Raw genomic sequence first — 19,871 nt, 5'->3', positions numbered from 1 at the left:
CGCCAGGGCTCTGGAGGCGATCGGGCGCCCAATGCCCAGGGGCGAGGCCGGAGCGGCGCGGCGCTTCCGGGGTCGCTCCGGCAAAAAGATCGTTGGTCTTGGCCATTCTCAGATCGCTGATTCGCTCTGACATGCGAGCGACAACATTCTTGCATATGCGAAGTGGCGGCGCCTCCTCGCCGGCGGAGACGTCGCGCTTCGGACGGAGCGCTCTAGGCCGCCGCCGCCGAGAGTCATGCATGCCCACAGCCGCCAGCGCCCGTGCGCGACTTCTACGCTTCTTCATGCGGCACGCCATCAAGACGCGCATGCACGCCAAGCCCGATCTGAAACGGATACGGCGCTCGATGGAGCTGGTGGCCCGCTTCGCGCCGGATCGACCGGCGGGCGTGACTGTGCGTGAGGGCGTGCTGGCGGGCGTGGCCGTGGAGTGGAGCGTCCCCTCAGGCCACGAGACTGACCGGCGGGTCCTTTATCTCCACGGGGGCGGCTTCGTTTCGGGCTCGCCGCGCACTCATCGCGGCATCGCAGGCAGGATCGCCCGAGGGGCCGACGCCCGCGTCGGGGTCATCGACTACCGGCTTGCGCCGGAGCACCCGTTCCCCGCGGCGCTGGAGGACGCCGCCGCGGCGTATCGCGCGCTGCTGGAGCAGGGCGCGCGGCCGTCGCGCCTGGCGGTCGTGGGCGACTCGGCCGGCGGCAACCTGGTCTTCGCGCTGCTGCTTAAGCTGAAAGAGGAGGGCGCTCCGATGCCGGCGGCGGCCGTCGCGATGTCGCCCTTCGTCGACCTGACGGGCGGCGGCGAGAGCCTGCGGACGAACGCTGCGCTCGACCCGCTGCTGCATGTCGCCGGTCTTCCGGCGGTCCTCGGCGCTTATGCTCCGCAGAACGACCTGAAGAACCCCCTGCTGTCGCCGCTTTTCGGGGAGCTGAAGGGCTTGCCGCCCTGCCTGATCCAGTGCGGCAGCGACGAGATCCTGCGCGACGACGCTGTGAGAATGCAGCGGGCGCTCCAGCTCGCCGGCGTCGACGCCGAGCTGGAGGTCTGGAGCGAGATGCCCCACGTCTGGCAGGCTTTCGCACGGTTGATCCCGGAGGGCCGGACGGCCCTCGAGCGGATCTGCCGTTTCCTCCGGGACCGGATGGATGACGAGGTTCGGGCAGGGCACGCGGCGTGAGGGCAGGGCGTGCCCCTACTCCGCTGCGCCCCGCTCAACCGCCTTGGCGCGGTTCCACAGCGCGTCCATCTCATTGAGGTCACTGTCCGAAGGCGTTTTTCCAAGCTTCGCAAGCTCTTGCTCGATAGAGCGAAAGCGGCGCTCGAATTTGGCGTTGGAGCGCCGGACAGCCGCCTCGGGGTCGACACCCACATGCCGGGCGAGGTTCGCCACCGCGCACAGCAGGTCCCCGATCTCGTCCTCCATCGCGTCCTTCTCGGCCGACGAGACCGCCTCCGCGACTTCGTCGATCTCCTCGCGCACCTTGCCGACCACCAGCGAAACGTCGTCCCAGTCAAAGCCGACCGTGGCGACCTTGGCCTGGAGCTTCACAGCGCGCGTGAGGCCGGGCAGGGCGGCGGCGACGCCGTCCATCATGCTTGGCGCAGGCGCGGCCTGGTCGCCTCGCGCGGCGGCCCGCTCGGCCCTCTCCTCCGCCTTGATGGAGTCCCACAGCCGGGCCACAGCGTCGGGCGCCAGATCACGCGCCTCCCCGAAGACATGCGGATGGCGGCGGATCAGCTTGCGGGTCACGCCTTCGACGACGTCTCCGAACGCGAAAGCGCCGCGCTCCTCGGCCATCCGGGAGTGGTAGACCACCTGCAGGAGCAGGTCGCCCAGCTCTTCCTTCAGATCCAGCAGGTCGGCGCGCTGGATCGCGTCCGCGACCTCGTAGGCCTCTTCGATCGTGTAGGGAGCAATCGTCTCGAAAGTCTGCTCGAGGTCCCAGGGGCAGCCAGTTCTTGGTTGGCGGAGCGCGGCCATGATCTCGATCAGGCGGGCGATGTCGCGAGAGGGCGTCATGGGAGTCTCCGACAAGGGCGTCCGAGAGGTGCCCGCGGCCGCCCGGCTCGTCAAGGCGCGGCCTGCCGCGCGGTCTGGGTCCAACGCCGCTTAGCCGCGAGGCTGCCGCCCAGCGCGAGTCGCATAAGATATATTATGGAACTTTGTTGGACGCCCGGATGACCGTTTACGGGCTCCCGGTCAGGAAACCGCCTCGCGATCGCCGGTCGCTTCGGTCGCCGTCGTCGCGCTTTCGATGACGAGACCGTCGAACGCGACATCGACTGACGGCGGCAGGCTCGCCTTCAAGGTGGCGTAATCGAGATCCGTGTGGAGATTGGTCAGGATGGCGCGGCGGGGCTTCAGCCGCTCGATCCAGCCCAGCGCATCGCTGACCGAGAAATGGCTCGGATGCGGCGTGTGCCGGAGCGCGTCGATGATCCAGACGTCGAGGCCTTCCAGATAGGCCTGCGACCACTTCGGGATCTCGTTGACGTCCGGCGTGTAAGCGACGTCGCCGAACCGGAAGCCCAGCGCGCGCTCGCGCCCGTGGACGAGAGCGATCGGCAAGGCCTCGAGTTCGCCGCCAGGGCCGTTGATGCTGGCTGGGCGCCCGATATGCAGCCGGCGCTCGTTCAGGATCGGCGGATAGTCGCTGCCCGGCGGCGTCTTGAAGACGTAGCCGAAGCGGCCGTTGAGAAACCCGGACATCTGCTCGTCGCACCAGATGTCGACGCGGCCGCGTGCGTGGATCGCCAGCGGACGAAGATCATCGATCCCGTGCGTGTGGTCGGCGTGCTCATGTGTGTAGAGGACGCCGTCCACGCGCTCGACGCCGGCGTCGATCAACTGCTCGCGCAGGTCGGCCCCGGTGTCGACGACGACCCGCGTGACGCCGTCCTGTCCAAGCCGCTCGACCATGATCGAGCAGCGGCGGCGGCGATTCCGGGGCTCGTTCGGGTCGCACGCGCCCCAGCCGCTCGCGACCCGCGGGACGCCGCCGGAGGAGCCGCAGCCGAGGATCGTGACGCGCAGCCTCACGCGGCCGCCGAGTCCGTCGAGCTCACTAGAGCGTTCCTGTCTGTCTTGTTAAAAAGACGGAAGAAATTGTCGGTCGTTATGCGACGCGTCTCTTCTTCGCTCCAGCCTCGCGTCGCGGCCAGCACGGCGGCGGTCCGGGCGGTGTAAGCCGGCTCGTTACGCTTGCCGCGAAATGGATCCGGCGCGAGGTACGGCGCGTCGGTCTCGACGAGCAGCCGGTCCGCGGGCAGCTCGGCCGCGATGGCCCGAAGCTCGTCGGACTTCTTGAACGTCAGGATGCCCGAGAACGAGACATAGAGGCCGAGCGCCACGCCACGGCGCGCAAGCTCGGCGCCGGAAGAGAAGCAGTGCAACACCGCCGGGAAGGCCCCCTTCCCCGCCTCGTCCTCCAGAACCTCGATCATCCGCTCGTCGGCCGATCGGGAGTGGATCACCAGCGGAAGGCCGGTCTCGCGCGCAGCCGCGATGTGCACGCGGAAACCCTGCTCCTGCGCTTCCGGCGGGCTGGTATCGTAGTGGAAATCCAGGCCGGCCTCGCCGAAGCCGACGATCTTGGGGTGCTGGGCGAGCCGGATCAGGTCGTCCGTCGCGACGTCGAGTTCCTCATGCGCGTTCTGCGGGTGCGTGCCGACGGTGCCGAACACGTTCGGATAGCGCTCGACGAGCGACAGGACACGGTCGAACTGCTTCACTCGCGTCGAGATCGTCACCATCAGGCCGACGCCCGCCTCAACCGCGCGCGCCACCACCGCATCGCGCTCCGGGCCGAAGTCCGGGAAGTCGAGGTGGCAGTGGCTGTCGACCAGGGGTGTCACGACGCCGCCTCCACCGCGGGCTCGACATAGCGCGGGAAGACCGGCTGAGGCGCCGGCAGCGACGCGCCCGGAACGAGACGGCCGCGTTCGCCGAGCGCCGCGAAATCGCGTTTGTCGAGAGGTGCGCCCAGCAGATCAAGCAGCTTCGAGGACGCCTCCGGCATGAAGGGCTGCGCCAGGATCGAGACCTGCCGCACGACTTCGAGCGTGACGTAGAGCACGGTCGCCATGCGCTCCGGGTCCGTCTTCTTCAGCGCCCAGGGCTCCTGGCCCGCGAAATAGCGGTTGGCGTCCGCCACCACGGCCCAGATCGTCGCCAGCGCATTGTGGAGCGCAAGATCGTCGAAGGCTGCGCGCACTTTGCCGCGGAGGCTGTCGGCGGCGGTAAGCAGCGTGCGGTCCGCCTCCGAAAAGGCGCCGGGCGAGGGCACCCTGCCCTCGCAGTTCCGCGCCACCATCGAAAGCGAGCGCTGCGCGAGATTGCCGAGGTCATTGGCGAGGTCCGCGTTGATGCGGCCCACGATCGCATCGTGGCTGTAGGCCCCGTCCTGGCCGAACGGAACCTCACGCAGCAGGAAGTACCGCACCTGATCAGCGCCATAGCCTTCCGCCAAAGCCAGGGGGTCGACCACATTGCCGACCGACTTCGACATCTTCTCCCCGCGATAATAGAGGAAACCGTGCGCGAAGACCCGCCCGGGCAGCGGCAGGCCGGCCGACATCAGGAAAGCCGGCCAGAACACCGTGTGGAAGCGGATGATGTCCTTGCCGATGACGTGCAGGTTCGCCGGCCAGTAACGCTCGAAGCTCGCCCGGTCGTCCGGGAAGCCGCAGCCGGTGAGATAGTTCGTCAGCGCGTCGACCCAGACATACATGACGTGCTTCGGATCGCCTGGAACCGGCACGCCCCAGTTGAAGGTGGTGCGGCTGATCGAAAGGTCCGAAAGCCCCCTCTTCACGAAGGCCAGCACCTCGTTCCGGCGCGTGTCCGGACCGATGAAGCCGGGTTGCTCCTCGTAGAGCTTGAGAAGCCGCTCCTGGTAGGCGGACAGGCGGAAGAAGTAGCTTTCTTCGACGACCCACTCGACCGGCGCCCCGGTCGGCGCCTTGCGCCCGCCGTCCTCACCGAGGGTGGTTTCGCTTTCGTCGAAATACGCCTCGTCGCGGACCGAGTACCAGCCCTCGTACTTCCCCAGATAGATATCCCCGGCCGCGGTCATGCGCCGCCAGAGCTCCTGGCTGGCGGCGTAGTGGTCGGCGTCTGTCGTGCGGATGAAGCGGTCGAACGAGACGCCATAGCGCTCGTCCATGGCGCGGAAGCGTTCTGCGTTGCGGGTCGCCCATTCGAGCGGCGTCACGCCCTCGCGCGCCGCCGTCTGGGCCATCTTGAGCCCGTGCTCGTCGGTGCCGGTCAGGAAGCGCACATCGCGGCCGTCCAGACGGTGGAAGCGCGCCACCGCGTCTGTCGCGACGGCCTCGTACAGATGGCCGATATGCGGCGCGCCGTTCGGATATGCGATGGCGGTCGTGACGTAGAAAGGCGGTTTGGCGTCCGACATTCCGGGCTCGGGTTTCGCCGGGCCGCCGTCAGCGGCGCGCGAGGCCGGCGAGCTCGGTCAGCGTCTCAAGGACGAATGGCCGCCGGTCGAGGTTGAACACCTCGATTTCCCGGGCGGAACGGGCGGTTTTCTCCCACAGCTCCGCAAACCGCGCAAGGCGCGGCTCCCGCAGTGCGGCGCCTGCCGCCACACGGGCGTGCAGCCAGTCGCCCACCAAGGCCACGAACACCGCGAAGCGCGCTTCCGCGCCGCGTCGGCCGAGATCCTCGGCCAGCGCATGCGCGGCCCTCACGTCCACCGCGGGCAACCGGTCGAGCAGGCCGCTCACCGTGGTGCGAAGCGCGGCGCCGTCGCTTGCGAGCAGAGACAGCGCCCGCGCCACGCTGCCTTCCGCCAGTTCGGCCGCGGTCGCCAGCGCCTCGGTCTCATGCTCGTCCGCCAGCTCCGGCAGTCCCTGCAGCACGTCGAGCGTCTGGCGGTCGGAGAGGGGCGCAAGCCGAAGCGAGCGGCAGCGTGAACGCACCGGCGCCGGCAGCGCCCGCGGGGCGGCGCTGAGCAGGAGGAACAACGCGCGGGGCGGCGGCTCCTCCAGGGCCTTGAGAAGCGCGTTGGCCGCAGCTCCGTTCATGTCGTCCGCGGTGTCGACGACGCAGACCCGCCAGCCCCCCTCCCCGGCGGTCGAGCCGAAGAAGGATGCGGTCCGGCGCACATCGTCGACCCGGATCTCGCCGAAGAAGCCCTTGCGGTCCGCGTTCCAGCCGCGCCGAAGCACCAGCAGGTCGGAGTGCGACAGTCGCGCGACCCGCCGAGCGGCGGGGTGATCCGGCGGGACCGCGAGGTCGACGGCGCCCTGAACGGCGGCGGCTGCAGGATCCGGATGGGCGAGGACGAAGCGCGCAAGCCGATAGGCGAGGGTCGCCTTGCCGACGCCTTCAGCGCCCGAGATCAGCCAGGCGTGGTGCATCCGGTCCGAGCGATAGGCCGAAAGCAGCGCCTGCTCGGCCTCCGCGTGACCGACCAGCCGCAGCGTCTCGCGCGGGTGCGGGCAGCCCTCGCGCCGATCCGATTCCGGCGCCCCTTCCGAAAGGTCGCTCATGCCGGCGCCACGCTGGTGAGATCGAATCGGCGCGAGACGACGTCCCAAATTCGGTCGGCGACCTCGTTCTCGGCGCCTGTCGCGTCGATCAGCACGCAGCGGTCGGGCTCGTGCCGGCAGATGTCGATGAAGGCGCGCCTGAGCCGCTCGTGAAAGGCTTCGTCCTCGGCTTCGAAACGGTCGCGGGTCCCCTCCCCGGCGCGGGCGCCAGCGCGCCCGAGCCCAAGCTCGGTCGGCGCGTCCAGGATGAGCGTCAGGTCGGGGAGGCAGTCGCCGGCCGCGACGTGCTCGAGCGCCGAGATCACGTCGGCGTCGACGTCGCCGAGCACGCCCTGATAGGCGCGCGTGGAATCGATGAAGCGGTCGCAGAGAACCCAGGCGCCCTGCTCCAGCGCGGGCCGGATGACACGGTCGACATGGTCGGCGCGCGCGGAGGCGAGCAGCACGGTCTCGGCCACTTGCCCGAATGGTTTGGCGCGGCCCGTGAGCAGCACTTGCCGCAGGCGCTCGGCGCGCGGCGAACCGCCGGGCTCGCGCGTCGTCACGACGCGCTGCTCCAGTTCGCCCAGCCGCGCGGCGAGACGGCGCATCTGGGTCGACTTGCCCACGCCCTCGCCGCCTTCGAAGGTGATGAAGCGGCTCATCAGATCCGGGCGACGATCTTGTCGAACCAGCCGCCCAGGAGCTCGATGGCGCCGTCGAACGCGCGCCGGCTCATGTCTCCGACAGGCACGTCCTCCGCTGCGAGAAGCGGCGTCTCGGTCGACAGCGTGTCGCCGCGCCAGATCTTCAGGGTGCCGATCCGCGCGCCCTTCGCAATGGGGGCCACCACTGGCCCGTCATAGCTCACCCGCGCCACCACCCTCGCCTCGTCGCCCTTGGGCGTGAGCAACTCCACGGGACGGCCGGCCACCAGGGGGACGTGCAGCGTCGCGCCTCCGAACACCCGGGCCTCCGCGATGTGCTCGTCAGCTGAAAACAGCTCGCGCTGCTCGAACGCGGTGAAGCCCCAATCGAGCAGCTTGCGAGCTTCCTGCGCCCGATCCTTCGCTGTTTCGAGACCGTTCAGCACGACGATCAGCCGCCGGCCGTCCCGCGCCACGGAGCCGACCAGTCCGTAACCGGACTCTTCCGTGTAGCCGGTCTTCAGGCCGTCGGCGCCTTGATAGTCGGCGAGCAACGGATTGCGGTTGCGCTGGGTGATCTTGTTCCAGGTGAACTCGGGCTCCGCGAAGATCCTGTACTCTTCCGGGTAAGTCTCGATGATGTGCCGCGCGAGCTGCGCGATGTCGCGCGCCGTCATTTTCTGCTGCGGGTCAGGCAGGCCGGTCGCGTTGCGGAAGGTCGAGCGGCTCAGCCCAAGCTCCTGCGCGCGGCGGTTCATCATCTCGGCGAAGGCCGGCTCGGAGCCCGCGAGCGCGACCGCAAGCGTGATCGCCGCGTCCCCGCCCGACTGGACGATCATGCCGCGCAGGAGATCCGGCAGCGGGACGTCCGAGTTGAGCTTGGCGAACATCGTCGAGCCGCGGGAAGGCGCCCCGCCCCGCCGCCATGCGTCCTCGGTGATCCTGAAGCTGTCGTCGGCCTTGAGGCGACCTTCGCGCATCGCCTTGAAGACGAGCTCGGAGGTCATCAGGGTCGCCATGCTGGCCGGCGCGGACGGAAGATCGGCCTGCTTCGCGAACAGGGTGGATCCCGCGCCGACGTCGTAGAGATAGGCGATCGGCGAAGTCGTGGGGCCCGACGACGCTGCTGCGAACGTCGCCTGCGGGAGCAGAGCCGCGACGGCGGTGAGGCCGAAGAGCCACGCTCTCCGCGCCGCGCCGACGGAAAGGAACCCGATCATCGCTACGCCACGCCTTTCCTCAGACACGGAGGATAGGACGCGTCAGGTCAGCGCACAATCGAGGATGCGACGCACGGCGGCCCGATCGATCGGCAGCGTTAGCGGAATGACGAATAGGCGCTGGCGAGGCCGAGCTGATGAGAGTCGCCGGCCGAAGCGAAGGCGGCAGACCCGAAGCTGTCGAAGCTGGCCGCGATGCGGGAAGCGACCTGACCGCCGGCGGCCGGCTCCGGCGCTGCGGTCGGTTCGAGCGTCGTCTTGGTCAGGTCAGGCGCGGAGCTCGCCAGGACCGGTTCTGCCGGCTGCACCACGCGCTTCGCAGAAGCGACCTTCGTCGGCGCGGCGGCGGGCTGCTTCGGCTCCGCCTGCCTCTGCAAGGCGTGACGCATGTGGTGCGGGGACAGGATCTGTTCGAGGCGACCTCCGTTCATCGTCTGCTGCAGCGGCTGCTCGGCCTCCCGACGCCGGTCTACCGCCACCACCCCCTCCTCATTGCGCCGGACGGCCATAAGCTCGCCAAGACGCGGGGCTCTCCTTCGCTGCGATCGCTCAGGGCGGCCGGCTGGACGCCTCACGACGTGCTGAACGCCGCCGCGGCGGGGTGTTCGGACGCGTTTCGAGCCCAAGAACAGAGCACCTGATCGCAGGGCGACGCGCGTGGCGGCGGAGAGGAAGCGATGGACCAGGCCGAGGACGAGCGCGCGGCGCTCCTGAAGGAGGCCGGATCCCTGCTCGGGGGCACGTCGCCGGCGCCGGCGGCCGGTTTCGTCGAGGCCATGTTCGGCCATGCCTCCGCGGAGGATCTGGCTCCCTTCACCCCTGAAGCGCTCGCGGGCCTCGCCCGCGCGGCGTGGGAGCATCTCGGCAGGAGGCGCCCCCGCACGCCAGACATCCGGCTGACGGATCACGATCTTCCGGACGTCGGCGAGATCACGGCGCTCGAGATCGTCAATGACGACATGCCGTTTCTGCTCGACAGCGTGCTGGCCGAACTCGCGGACCGGCGGCTGCCGGTTCGCTTCGTCGTCCATCCGATCCTTGCGGTCACGCGCCGCCCGGACGGGACGCTGGCGGCCTTCGACGGCGACGCCGACCGCGCCGAATTCGAGAATGCGCCGCGCGAGAGCCTGATCCACCTTCACCTCGACCGCATCGACGACGCCGCCGAGGAGCGCCGGGCGCTCGTGGAGGCGCTCGACGGCGTGCTCGGCGAGGTCCGGAGCGCGGCGGATGACTACGAGCCGATGCTCGCCGCGGTCCGCTCCGCGGTCGTGGCGTTCCGCGAGGCGCCGCCTCCGCTGCCTGCCGATGAGATCGCGGAAGCCGTGCAGTTCCTCGAATGGCTGACGCAGGATGACTTCGTCTTCCTGGGCGTGCGGGAGTATGCGCTGACCGGCGCGGGCGAGGACGAGCGCCTCGACCCCATGCCGGACACCGGCCTCGGCCTGCTGCGCGACCCGCAGATGCGCGTGCTCAAGAGGCGCGGCGAACTGGTCGTGATGACGCCGGAGATCCGCGCCTTCCTGCACGAGCCGAAGCCGCTGATCGTCACCAAGGCGAGCGTGAAGTCCCGCGTCTTCCGTCGGCTCTACATGGACTATGTGGGGGTGAAGCGCTTCGACGCCGACGGCAGGCTCACGGGAGAACTGCGGATCCTCGGCCTGTTCACCGGCTCGGCCCTGATGCGTCCCGCGCGAGAGACGCCGCTGATCCGGCGCAAGATCGCGGAGGTCATCCGCCGGGCCGGGTTCGACGCCGAGAGCCATTCGGGGCGGGCGCTCGCGAACCTGCTCGAGACCTATCCGCGCGAGGAGTTGTTCCAGGCGGGAGCAGGCGCGCTCTTCGCCGCGGCCATGGAGGTTCTGGCGCTTTACGGGCGGCCGCGGGTGAAGGCGCTGCTGCGGCCGGACCGCTTCCAGCGGTTCGTCTCGGCGCTCGTCTACGTGCCGCGCGAGCGCTACGATTCAGAGGTCCGCGTGAGGCTGGGGGCGCATCTGGCCGAGCGCCTCGGGGGGCGGGTCTCGGCCTATAATCCGGGCTTCCCCGAGGGGCCGCTCGCGCGCGTGCATTTCATCATCGGCCTCGACGCCGCGCCGAAGCCGGTCGATCCCGAGGCGCTCGACGCGGAGCTCGGCGCGATCGTCCGGACATGGGGGGACGGGCTGCGGCTGGAGCTGGCCGCCACCCGTCCGGGCGCGGTCGCCCGATCCCTGGCGCAGCGCTACGGCGACGCGTTCGGACCGGCCTACGAGGCGCGTGTGACGCCGCGCGAGGCGATCGTCGACGTCGATCAGATCGAACGCCTCGACGAGACCCGCACCTTCGCGGTCGATTTTTACGCACGCGGCGACGAGCCGAAGGCGCGGCTGAACCTGAAGGTCTTTTCCCGCGAGCACGCGGTGCCGCTGTCGCGCCGGGTCCCGATGCTCGAGGACATGGGATTTCGCGTGATCGAGGAGCGCACCTTCGAGATCGCTCCGGCCGGAGGAGCCCGCGTCTGGTTGCATGACATGACGCTGGAGCGGGCGACGGGCGGCGGGGTCGATCTTACGCCCGAGCTCGACGCGCGGCTGGAGGCGCTGCTGATCGCAGTTCTGCGCGGGGAGGCGGAGAGCGACGGCTACAACGCGCTGGCGCTGGAGGGCGAGCTTGAATGGCGGGAAGTCGCCCTGCTGCGGGCCCTCTCGCGCTTTCTGAGGCAGGCCCGCGCGCCATACGACCAGGACTACATGTGGCGCACGCTGGTGAAGCACTCGGCGATCGCCACAAAGCTCGTCGCTTTGTTTCGCGCGCGCTTCGATCCCGCTCCGGGCGCGAGCGATCCGGCACGCGAGACCGCCCTCGCCGGCGAGATCGAGGCGGCGCTCGAGAGCGTGGACAGCCTCGATGAGGACAGCATCCTCCGGCGCTTCCTGAATCTCGTCCGCGCCATGGTGCGCACGAACTTCTTCCAGAGCGACGGGCAGGGCGTCCCCCGGGAAACGTTCGCGTTCAAGTTCGAGAGCCGCAAGATCGAGGATCTGCCGGCGCCGCGCCCGCTCTACGACATCTGGGTGTGCTCGCCGCGCGTCGAAGGCGTTCATCTGCGCTTCGGGAAGGTGGCGCGGGGCGGCCTGCGCTGGTCCGACCGGCCGCAGGACTTCCGGACCGAAATCCTCGGGCTCGTGAAGGCGCAGCAGGTGAAGAACGCTGTCATCGTGCCGGTCGGGGCGAAGGGAGGCTTCGTTCCGAAGCGGCTGCCCGCCGCGCCGCGCGAGGCTTGGCTCGCCGAGGGAACCGAGGCCTACCGGCTGTTCATCAACGCCTTGCTGGACGTCACGGACGACCTGCGGGACGGCCACGCCGCGCCGCCGGCGCAGCTCATCCGGCACGACGGCGACGACCCCTATCTGGTGGTCGCGGCCGACAAGGGCACGGCGGCCTTCTCGGATACGGCCAACGAGATCGCCGAGCGTCGCGGCTACTGGCTTGGCGACGCCTTCGCCTCGGGCGGCTCGGCCGGCTACGACCACAAACGCATGGGGATCACCGCGCGCGGCGCCTGGGAGGCGGTGAAACGGCACTTCCGCGAGATGGACGTGGACATCCAGACCACGCCGTTCACGGTCGTCGGGGTGGGGGACATGTCCGGCGACGTGTTCGGTAACGGCATGCTGCTGTCGCCGGCGATCAAGCTGATCGCAGCCTTCGACCATCGCGACATCTTCATCGATCCGAACCCCGACCCGGCCGTTTCGCTGGAGGAGCGGCGTCGGCTGTTCGGCCTGCCGCGCTCGAGTTGGGCCGACTACGACGCGCAGAAGATCTCGGCTGGCGGCGGCGTGTTCTCGCGCGCCCTGAAGTCGATCCGGCTGTCGCCAGAGGCGCAGGCCGCGCTCGGCTTCGACAGGGTCTCGGCCACTCCACGCCAGGTGATGAGGGCGATCCTGCGCGCTCCCGCCGATCTGCTGGGGTTCGGCGGCGTCGGCGCCTATGTCCGCGCCTCGGACGAGACCGACGACTCGGTCGGCGATCGCGGCAACGACGCCATTCGGATCGCCGCGAAGGACGTCCGCGCGAAGGTGATCGGGGAGGGCGCCAACCTGGGGGTCACCCAGCGCGGCCGGATCGAGGCCGCTCGACAGGGCGTCCGGCTGAACACCGACGCGATCGACAACTCGGCCGGCGTGAACACCTCGGACGTGGAGGTGAACCTGAAGATCGCGCTGGCGGGGCCCGTCCGCAGCGGCGCGCTGCGCCTGGAGGAGCGAAACCGGCTGCTCGGCGAGATGACCGACGAGGTCGCGCGGCTCGTCCTGCGCAACAACTACGAACAGACGCTCGCCCTCTCGCTCGCGCAGCGCTCGGCATCGGCCGATGCGGGTTTCCACGCCAGGCTGATGCGCAGCCTCGAGGCGCGCGGCCTTCTCGACAGGGCGGTCGAGAACCTGCCCGACGATTCCGCGCTCACCGAGCGAGCCCGCCAGGGCGAGGGGCTCACGCGGCCCGAGCTGGCCGTGCTGCTCGCATGGTCGAAGATCGCGCTCTACGACGACCTTCTGGCCTCCGGCATCCCGGACGCCCCCTACTTCGCCGGCGAGCTCTTCAGCTACTTCCCGGCGCCGATGCGGGAGCGGTTCGCGGAAGAGATTTCCGGGCACCGTCTGCGCCGCGAGATCCTGGCCACCGCGGTCGCCAACGCGATGGTCAACCGGGGCGGGCCGGCCATTCTGGTTCGCCTCGCCGACCAGACCGGCGCAAGCGCGGCCCGCGCCGCGACGGCGTTCGCGGTCGCCCGCGAGGCGTTCCGGATGGAGGAAGTCCACGCGCAGGTCGACGCGCTCGACGCGCAGATCCCGGGAGATCTGCAGCTCGGGCTCTACGCCGGGCTGCAGGAGCTGCTGCTCCACCGCATGGGCTGGTTCCTGCGGAACGTCGATCTCGATGAAGACCTGGAGCTGCTTGCGAGCCGCTTCCAGCGCGGGGTCGACGCCGTGGCTGCGGGTCTCGATCAGACCCTCAGCCCCGAGGCGGCCAGGCGACGCTCCGCGCGCGCCGAGGAGCTGCTTCGATCCGGCCTGCCCGAACCGCTGGCGCAGCGGTTCTCCGCCCTTCTCGCCCTCGAGGGCGCGACCGACGCGGTGCTGATCGCCGACCGCACGGGACGCTCCACCGACGTCGCGGGCGCGGCCCTGTTCGCGGTCGCGGACCTGTTCGGGCTCAGCCGGCTGGTGCGCAGCGCGCAGGCCATCACTGCGGCGGACTATTACGAGAGGCTCGCCATCGACCAGGCGCTGGATCAGATCGGCGTCGCCGCGCGCAACGCCGCGATCGCGGCGTTGTCGGGCGCGCCACAGGCGGACGGACGCTCCGCGGTCGAGGCGTGGCTCAAGAAGGCCGAGGACGCGGAGCGGGTCCGGCGGACCGTGGCCGAGATCGCAGACCCGGGGCTCACCCTCGGGCGCCTCTCGGTGGCCGCAGGACTGATGCAGGACCTCGGCCGAACTGGCGGTTGAGGGGGCCCGAGCCGCTTCAGTCGAGCAGCACGGCCGTGCCGGAGGCGGTCACCATCAGCATGGAGCCTTCGCGCCCCACGGTCTCATAGTCGAGGTCCACGCCGATGACGGCGTTCGCGCCGCGGGCGCGGGCCTCCGCGACCATCTCGTCGATCGCGATGTCGCGCGCGCTCTTGAGCTCGCGTTCATAGGAGCCCGAACGGCCGCCCACGATGTCTCGGACGGCCGCGAACAGATCGCGGAAAATGTTGGCGCCGAGGATCGCCTCGCCGGTCACGAGACCCTGGTATTCGAGGATTCGACGGCCTTCGACCGAATGCGTGGTCGTGACGAGCATGAGACCTTCTCCTCCGCGGGACGCGCGCCGGAGCAAGCTAGCTCGTCAGATCCGATCGGATAAGTCCTCAGGACTGGCGCCCGGCCTCGGCTACGGCCGGGGGAGTCGGGGCGAGCTTGCGATCGAGGGCTTCCGCCAGGAAGGCGCCGACGCAGGCATGGCCGACGTCGTTCATGTGCAGGCGATCGCGCGAGAGCATCGCGGCGCCGCCAGCCTTGGCCATCGCCCGCATGGCGTCGTAGCGGCGGGCGAGCGGGACCCCGTTCGCCTCGGCCAGCGATTCCAGCACGTCGATATAGGGCTCGTAGCTCGCCTCATCCTGCGGCACGAACTGCGGATCGAGCATGGCCACGTCGACGCCGCTCCCCGAGATCGCCTTGAGGCCTTCCGCGGCGACGCGGCGGAAGGTGGCGAGATCGAGCCGCCGCGCCGCGTCGTTGGTGCCGATCTGCCAGACGACCAGATCGGGCTTCGTCGACGAAATCTCGCGCGACAGTCTCGCCTCGGCGCCGATCGCGGTTTCGCCGCCGACGCCACGCGCCACCACGGTGACGCTGACGCCCGGCAGGCGCTGCGCGAGCTCCTGCTGAAGCCGCGCCGTGTAAGCGTTGTTCGGAGAGGTGGCGCCCACCCCGGCGGTCGACGAGGAGCCGATCACGAGGATCTTGAAGCCGTCGCTGTCCTTCAGATGGGACGCGGCGCGGTCGAGCTTGCCGTTGAGGGCGAGGTATTCGTCCGCCACCCGGCAGGGGGCGCGCAACGGCTCGCCGATCGCCCCGGAGGCGGTCAGGGCAAGGCAGCCGAGCAACGCGCCGGCGCGGAGGACGGAGACGACGGACGCCATGTGAGGAGACCCCGAAGATGCGGCCACAAGGGTGCGGGGGTACTCCCCACTCATCGTGCGATAGCACGAGCGGGGCGCGGAGTCAGGTAAGGGCGAATCCGTATGTTGAACTTGGCGTGAATGGAGCCGGGGCACCGCCGCTCAGTGACGGAAGTGCCGCACCCCGGTGAACACCATCGCGAGCCCCGCCTCGTCGGCCCGCGCGATCACCTCCGCGTCCCGCATGGAGCCGCCCGGCTGGATGACGGCGGTGGCGCCTGCTTCGATCGCCGCGTCCAGGCCGTCCGCGAACGGGAAGAAGGCGTCCGACGCCACGACCGACCCTTCCGTGCCGGGGCGCGACAGACCCGCCGCTTCCGCCGCCTCGCGCGCCTTGTGTGCGGCGATGCGCGCGCTGTCGACGCGGCTCATCTGGCCGGCCCCGATCCCGACCGTGGCGCCATCGCGCGCGTAGACGATCGCGTTCGACTTGACGTGCTTCGCCACCCGGAAGGCGAACCGCAGGTCCGAAAGCTCCTGCTCGGTGGGCGCGCGCTTCGTCGCCACCTTGAGCTCGAGGTCGTCGACCACGCTCGAGTCGCGTGTCTGGGCCAGGAAGCCGCCCGCCACGGTCCGGATCGAGAGGCCGGGCGCGCGCGGATCGGGCAGGGCGCCAGCCAACAGAAGGCGAAGGTTCTTCTTGCCCGCGATGATGGCTTTGGCCTCCTCGTCGGCGTCGGGCGCGACGATCACCTCGGTGAAGATCTTGACGATCTCTCGCGCGGCCGCGGCGTCCAGCTTCCGGTTGAACGCGACGATGCCGCCGAAGGCCGAGACCGGATCGCAGGCGAGCGCGCGCTCATAGGCCTCGGCGAGGCTCGGGGCCTCGGCCGCGCCGCAGGGATTGGCGTGCTTGACGATCACGCAGGCCGCGGTCCGCTGCGGGTCGAACTCGCCGGCGAGCTCGTAGGCCGCGTCCGTGTCGTTGATGTTGTTGTAGGAAAGCTCCTTGCCCTGCACCTGCACCGCGGTCGCCACCCCGGGGCGCGCCTCGGCCGTGCGGTAGAAGGCGGCGCTCTGGTGCGGGTTCTCCCCGTAGCGCAGCGTCTGGGCGAGCGCGCCCCCAAGCGCGCGGAACGCTGGGGCGTCCTCGCCCACCTCGCGCGAAAGCCAGGTTCCGATCGCCGCGTCGTAGGCGGCCGTGCGCGAGAACGCCTTGGCGGCGAGCCGGCGGCGCAGCTCCGGCGTCGTCGCGCCCCCGTTGGCCTCCATCGAGGCCAGCACCTGATCGTAATCCGAAGGCTCCACCACGACGGTGACATCCGCGTGGTTCTTGGCGGCGCCCCGGATCATCGCCGGGCCTCCGACATCGATGTTCTCGATCATCTCGTCGAACGGGGCCGCGCGGGCGAGCGTCGCCTCGAAGGGGTAGAGATTGACCACGAGAAGATCGATCGCCGCGATGCCGTGCTCCTGCATCGAGCGCTGATGGCCGGCGTCGTCTCGGACCGCCAGAAGGCCGCCATGGACCTTCGGATGCAGCGTCTTGACGCGGCCGTCCATCATCTCCGGAAAGCCGGTCAGCGCCGACACGTCCTCGACCGGCAGGCCCGCCTCGCTCAGCGCCCGGGCCGTCCCGCCGGTCGATACCAGAGCGACGCCGCGCGCGTGGAGCGCCCGGGCGAACTCCAGAAGCCCGGTCTTGTCCGAAACGGAGAGCAGCGCGCGGGCGATGGGGCGGTCAGGCATGGGGCGGTTCCGGGCAAGGGGGACCTGCCGGTAGCATCTCGGGCCGCAGAGCTGAAGAGCCGAACGCGCGACGCTGATCCACGCTCAGGCCGTCTGGGGCGGCGGACCGAACAGGGTCGAGGCGGTCGGAAGCCGGGCGGAGCGACCATAGGCCGCCTCGTCTACGGCCTCCAGGGACCAGGCGATCCTCGGCGTCGCGCGCACGCTGGCGCGGATCACGAGCTGTTCGGAGCGGCGTGGCCCCCGGGCGTCCGACAGATAGACGCTCTCCTCGATCGAGACGGTCGCGTCGGCCGTCGAAAACATCCAGGTCGTGCCGCTCGGCAGCGCCAGCAGGGCTCCATGTCCGTCGTCCCTGAGCGTGGCGCGCACGCTGGGGTGCAGGTGAAAGCGGAGAGCCACGGCGGTGTCGCTCTGCGAGCGGGAGCCTTCCACGCGGCGGAACACGTCTTCGCCGGTCAGGCTCAGGCCGTCATGCGCCAGCCAGAGCGAGCGCTCGTGCACCACGCCGAACCGCGTGGCGTAGCCGTCATGGCTGGCGACCACGCCGATCCGGTCGCCGCTGCGCTCCCTGCGCGCCGTCGCGGCCGAGGGCCCGGCCAGCACCCGCGCGCCCGAAACGCGCCGCAGTCCCGCCGAGGTGAACCGGCAGGACGAGACCTCTCCGATCGTCGCGGTGGAGTGGGCGGCGGTCGCGCGTCCGGCCGCGAACCAGTCCCCGCCCTGAAAGCGCGGGGAGCCGCAGTTCACGATCACGCGCTCCTCGCCGGCCGAGAACTCGAACGACAGGCATCCCGCGTGGGCCTGCTGGGAGACGTCGAACGGCGGCGGGGGGCCGGCGTCGATGATGACCAGTCCATCGGCCGCCGCGAGCCGCTGGTAACCCGAATATTGTGCGTCCTCCACCGGAGCGCCGCGGGCGTCGTCATAGGCGAGGGCGGTCGCGATCAGATCGAACGAGGTCGGCCCCGCGCCGTTGAACTGCGCGAATTCGCCGTCGCCATGCCGGAAGAACCGCAGCATCGGCATCATCCGGTCGATCGCGCTGAGAAGCGTCTGCGGCGGCGGCGCATTGCGGGCCGTGAAGGCCTGACGGAGCGGCAGCAGGTCCAGCAGCGCGCCGACGAGCGCCGCCGGATTGCGGCTGACATGCCCGCCGTCAGGCAGGATCTGCCGCTCGAGCTCCTGCGAAAGCCGCTTCGACGCCGTCCGGAGCAGGCGGGCCTCGCCGGACAGACAAAGGCCCGCATAGGCGAGCGCGGCGGCGGCGGTCAGCCGGGGCAGGCCGTCCGGGGTCTGGTGGAACATGCGCTCCAGGCGCCGCGTCTGCCGGGTCGCGCTCTTGAGGAAGCGCCGGTAGAAGGCCCGATCCGCGCCGTCCAGGATGAGCGGGGCGTGGCAGAACCACGAGATCAGCCGCCGCGCGGCCACTTCCGGCTTATGCGCGCTCTGCGCGGGCCCGCCCCGCAAGCCGATCCACTCGTTGACGAGCGCCCGCCCGTTGGCCCGCGCGAGCGTCGTGTCGGCCGCCCGGAGGTGACGCAACCATGCGAAGCCGTGCAGCGCGTCGGCCCACTCCTCGGAGGGGGCGGCGGCAAGGAAGGGCGAGCCGCCCTTCGTTTCCAGAACCCGGCCGGCGAGCGAGAACGTCCCGGCGTAGATCTCAGCGGCGCGGGTCGGGTCGGTGGTCCGGAGATCGTGCGGAGCGATGAGAAGCTTGTCGGGCGTGCGACGAGCGACCTCGCGCGGCAGACCCGCAAGCGCGGCCAGCCGTCGCCAGACGGCGCGCGGCCAGATGGTCAAGACGATGCCGGCGAGTCGCGCCTTTTCGCCGAGCGCCGCCAACCCCATCGCTTCTCCAGTCCGATGCCGACGCCTCGGCGCCACCCGCAGGAGTCTCGCACATGACGCCGCGACTGTCGCGATTCGCGGGCGTCAGCCGACCCGCAGCCGCGCCGCGAAGAAGCCGTCGCAGCCGGCGAGGCGGCGGTCTTCATGCGGGAAATGGAACGGCAGCGTCCGCACGTAGCCGCTCGGGTCGATCGCCTCCTCCACGCCGGGCAGTTCCTCCGCGCGCGCCGGTTCGACGCGAATCCGCGGGTTGCGCGCCAGCAGTGCGTCGATCTGACGTTCGCCCTCCTCGGGCTCGAGCGAGCAGACGCAATAGACCAGCAGCCCGCCCGGCTTCACCAGCCGGACGGCCGAGTCCAGCAGCTGCGCCTGAACGCGCGCCAGCCCGACGATGTCGCTCTCGCGCTTCAGCCAGCCGACGTCCGGATGGCGGCGGGTGGTGCCGGTCGCGCTGCAGGGCGCGTCGAGCAGGACCGCGTCGGCGGGCTCCGCCGAGAGCGTGGCGGCGTCCGCCACCGTGGTCGCCGCCGACAGGCCAAGCCTCGCCAGGTTCTGCGACAGCCGCATCAGCCGTTCGGCCGACTTGTCGACCGCCACGACCTCGGCGCCCGCGGCGGCGAGCTGGGCGGTCTTGCCGCCCGGCGCAGCGCAGAGATCGATCACTCTCAGGCCCTCGATGTCGCCCAACAGGCGCGCAGGCAGCGCGGCGGCTGCGTCCTGGACCCACCAGGCGCCCTCCGAGAACCCATCGAGCGCCGAGACGAGACCGCTCGCCACGAGCCGGACCGAGCCGGTCGGCAGGGCGACGCCGCCGAGGCGCGCCGCCCATTGCTCCGGCTCGCTCTTCACCGAGAGGTCGAGCGCCGGTTCGGCCCCGACGCTTTCGGCCATGCGCGCCGCGGCCTCCGGCCCGTAGTTGCGCGTCCACCGCGCATAGAGCCAGCCCGGCACGTCCGCGCCGGGCGTCTCCGCCGGCGGACCGTCGGCCACGATCCCTCGCAGCACCGCATTGGCCAGGCCGGCGAAGTGGCGGGCGTCCGGATCGGCGCGCGCCGTGGCGACCGCGAGATCGACGGCGGTATGGGCCGGCACCTGCATGTAGAGCGCCTGCGCGGCGCCGGTCACCAGGATCGCCTCGAGCAGCCCGCCCTTCTTGGGGAGCCCCTTCTCGAGCTTGCCGGCCACCAGCGTTCGCAGCGTTCCGAGGCGCCGCAGCGTGACGCCCGCGATGGCGCGCGCGAGCGCGCGGTCGCGTTCGT

At 70.5% G+C, this 19,871-nt stretch carries 15 protein-coding genes and 1 pseudogene; 3 read left to right on the top strand and 13 right to left on the bottom strand.

Features of this window, described 5'->3' with window-relative positions:
- Positions 1–239: 239 nt before the first annotated feature.
- Positions 240–1,178: an alpha/beta hydrolase gene (locus tag ACIKT0_RS03340; RefSeq protein WP_407103990.1), complete on the top strand. Its 939-nt coding sequence runs from the start codon at positions 240–242 to the stop codon at positions 1,176–1,178.
- A 15-nt stretch (positions 1,179–1,193) separates the two neighbouring features.
- Here ACIKT0_RS03340 and mazG read toward each other — a convergent pair whose 3' ends face one another.
- The 8 genes from mazG to ACIKT0_RS03300 all read right to left on the bottom strand — a co-directional run bounded on the left by mazG (position 1,194) and on the right by ACIKT0_RS03300 (position 8,836).
- Positions 1,194–2,021, bottom strand: a complete 828-nt coding sequence (gene mazG / locus ACIKT0_RS03335; RefSeq protein ID WP_407103989.1) for a nucleoside triphosphate pyrophosphohydrolase — start codon at positions 2,019–2,021, stop codon at positions 1,194–1,196.
- A gap of 180 nt (positions 2,022–2,201) precedes the next feature.
- Positions 2,202–3,041 carry an MBL fold metallo-hydrolase gene (locus tag ACIKT0_RS03330; protein ID WP_407103988.1) on the bottom strand — a complete coding sequence of 280 codons (840 nt, stop codon included), beginning with the start codon at positions 3,039–3,041 and terminating at the stop codon, positions 2,202–2,204.
- Positions 3,038–3,856, bottom strand: a complete 819-nt coding sequence (locus ACIKT0_RS03325) for a TatD family hydrolase (RefSeq protein WP_407103987.1) — start codon at positions 3,854–3,856, stop codon at positions 3,038–3,040. The genes ACIKT0_RS03330 and ACIKT0_RS03325 overlap by 4 nt, the downstream gene beginning before the upstream one ends.
- On the bottom strand, positions 3,853–5,415 hold the full coding sequence (gene metG, locus ACIKT0_RS03320; RefSeq protein WP_407103986.1) for a methionine--tRNA ligase: 1,563 nt from the start codon (positions 5,413–5,415) through the stop codon (positions 3,853–3,855). The genes ACIKT0_RS03325 and metG overlap by 4 nt, the downstream gene beginning before the upstream one ends.
- Before the next feature lie 28 nt (positions 5,416–5,443).
- Complete coding sequence (locus ACIKT0_RS03315) at positions 5,444–6,511, bottom strand: DNA polymerase III subunit delta' (protein WP_407103985.1); 1,068 nt, start codon at positions 6,509–6,511, stop codon at positions 5,444–5,446.
- On the bottom strand, positions 6,508–7,155 hold the full coding sequence (gene tmk, locus ACIKT0_RS03310; protein WP_407103984.1) for a dTMP kinase: 648 nt from the start codon (positions 7,153–7,155) through the stop codon (positions 6,508–6,510). Before tmk ends, ACIKT0_RS03315 begins: the two co-directional genes overlap by 4 nt.
- On the bottom strand, positions 7,155–8,357 hold the full coding sequence (locus ACIKT0_RS03305; RefSeq protein ID WP_407103983.1) for a D-alanyl-D-alanine carboxypeptidase family protein: 1,203 nt from the start codon (positions 8,355–8,357) through the stop codon (positions 7,155–7,157). The genes tmk and ACIKT0_RS03305 overlap by 1 nt, the downstream gene beginning before the upstream one ends.
- 98 nt (positions 8,358–8,455) lie before the next feature.
- Positions 8,456–8,836, bottom strand: a complete 381-nt coding sequence (locus ACIKT0_RS03300; protein ID WP_407103991.1) for a hypothetical protein — start codon at positions 8,834–8,836, stop codon at positions 8,456–8,458.
- On the opposite strand from ACIKT0_RS03300, the pseudogene ACIKT0_RS03295 reads away from it, so the two are divergent.
- Both ACIKT0_RS03295 and ACIKT0_RS03290 read left to right on the top strand, forming a co-directional pair.
- Positions 8,729–8,998: pseudogene (locus ACIKT0_RS03295) on the top strand (glutamate--tRNA ligase family protein); the annotation flags it as partial. The gene ACIKT0_RS03300 and the pseudogene ACIKT0_RS03295 sit on opposite strands and share 108 nt — an antisense overlap.
- A 36-nt stretch (positions 8,999–9,034) precedes the next feature.
- Entirely contained in the window at positions 9,035–13,852 is a 4,818-nt protein-coding gene (locus ACIKT0_RS03290) for an NAD-glutamate dehydrogenase (RefSeq protein ID WP_407103982.1), read from the top strand.
- A 16-nt stretch (positions 13,853–13,868) separates the two neighbouring features.
- Here ACIKT0_RS03290 and ACIKT0_RS03285 read toward each other — a convergent pair whose 3' ends face one another.
- The 5 genes from ACIKT0_RS03285 to ACIKT0_RS03265 form a co-directional block, all read right to left on the bottom strand.
- Positions 13,869–14,189, bottom strand: a complete 321-nt coding sequence (locus ACIKT0_RS03285; protein WP_407103981.1) for a heavy metal-binding domain-containing protein — start codon at positions 14,187–14,189, stop codon at positions 13,869–13,871.
- A 67-nt stretch (positions 14,190–14,256) separates the two neighbouring features.
- Positions 14,257–15,033 (bottom strand): SGNH/GDSL hydrolase family protein, encoded by a 777-nt coding sequence (locus tag ACIKT0_RS03280; protein ID WP_407103980.1) that lies wholly within the window; start codon positions 15,031–15,033, stop codon positions 14,257–14,259.
- Between the two features lie 141 nt (positions 15,034–15,174).
- Positions 15,175–16,761 (bottom strand): bifunctional phosphoribosylaminoimidazolecarboxamide formyltransferase/IMP cyclohydrolase, encoded by a 1,587-nt coding sequence (gene purH / locus ACIKT0_RS03275; RefSeq protein WP_407103979.1) that lies wholly within the window; start codon positions 16,759–16,761, stop codon positions 15,175–15,177.
- 84 nt (positions 16,762–16,845) lie between these two features.
- On the bottom strand, positions 16,846–18,612 hold the full coding sequence (locus tag ACIKT0_RS03270; RefSeq protein WP_407103978.1) for a heparinase II/III family protein: 1,767 nt from the start codon (positions 18,610–18,612) through the stop codon (positions 16,846–16,848).
- A gap of 84 nt (positions 18,613–18,696) precedes the next feature.
- A partial coding sequence (locus ACIKT0_RS03265; RefSeq protein WP_407103977.1) for an RsmB/NOP family class I SAM-dependent RNA methyltransferase occupies positions 18,697–19,871 on the bottom strand: 1,175 nt, incomplete at its 5' end.

The sequence above is a fragment of the Hansschlegelia beijingensis genome, assembly GCF_045505405.1.
GTDB lineage: Bacteria > Pseudomonadota > Alphaproteobacteria > Rhizobiales > Methylopilaceae > Methylopila > Methylopila beijingensis_A.
The sequence above is the reverse complement of the archived record's forward strand: the minus strand, read 5'-3'. Positions and strand labels throughout refer to the sequence as shown.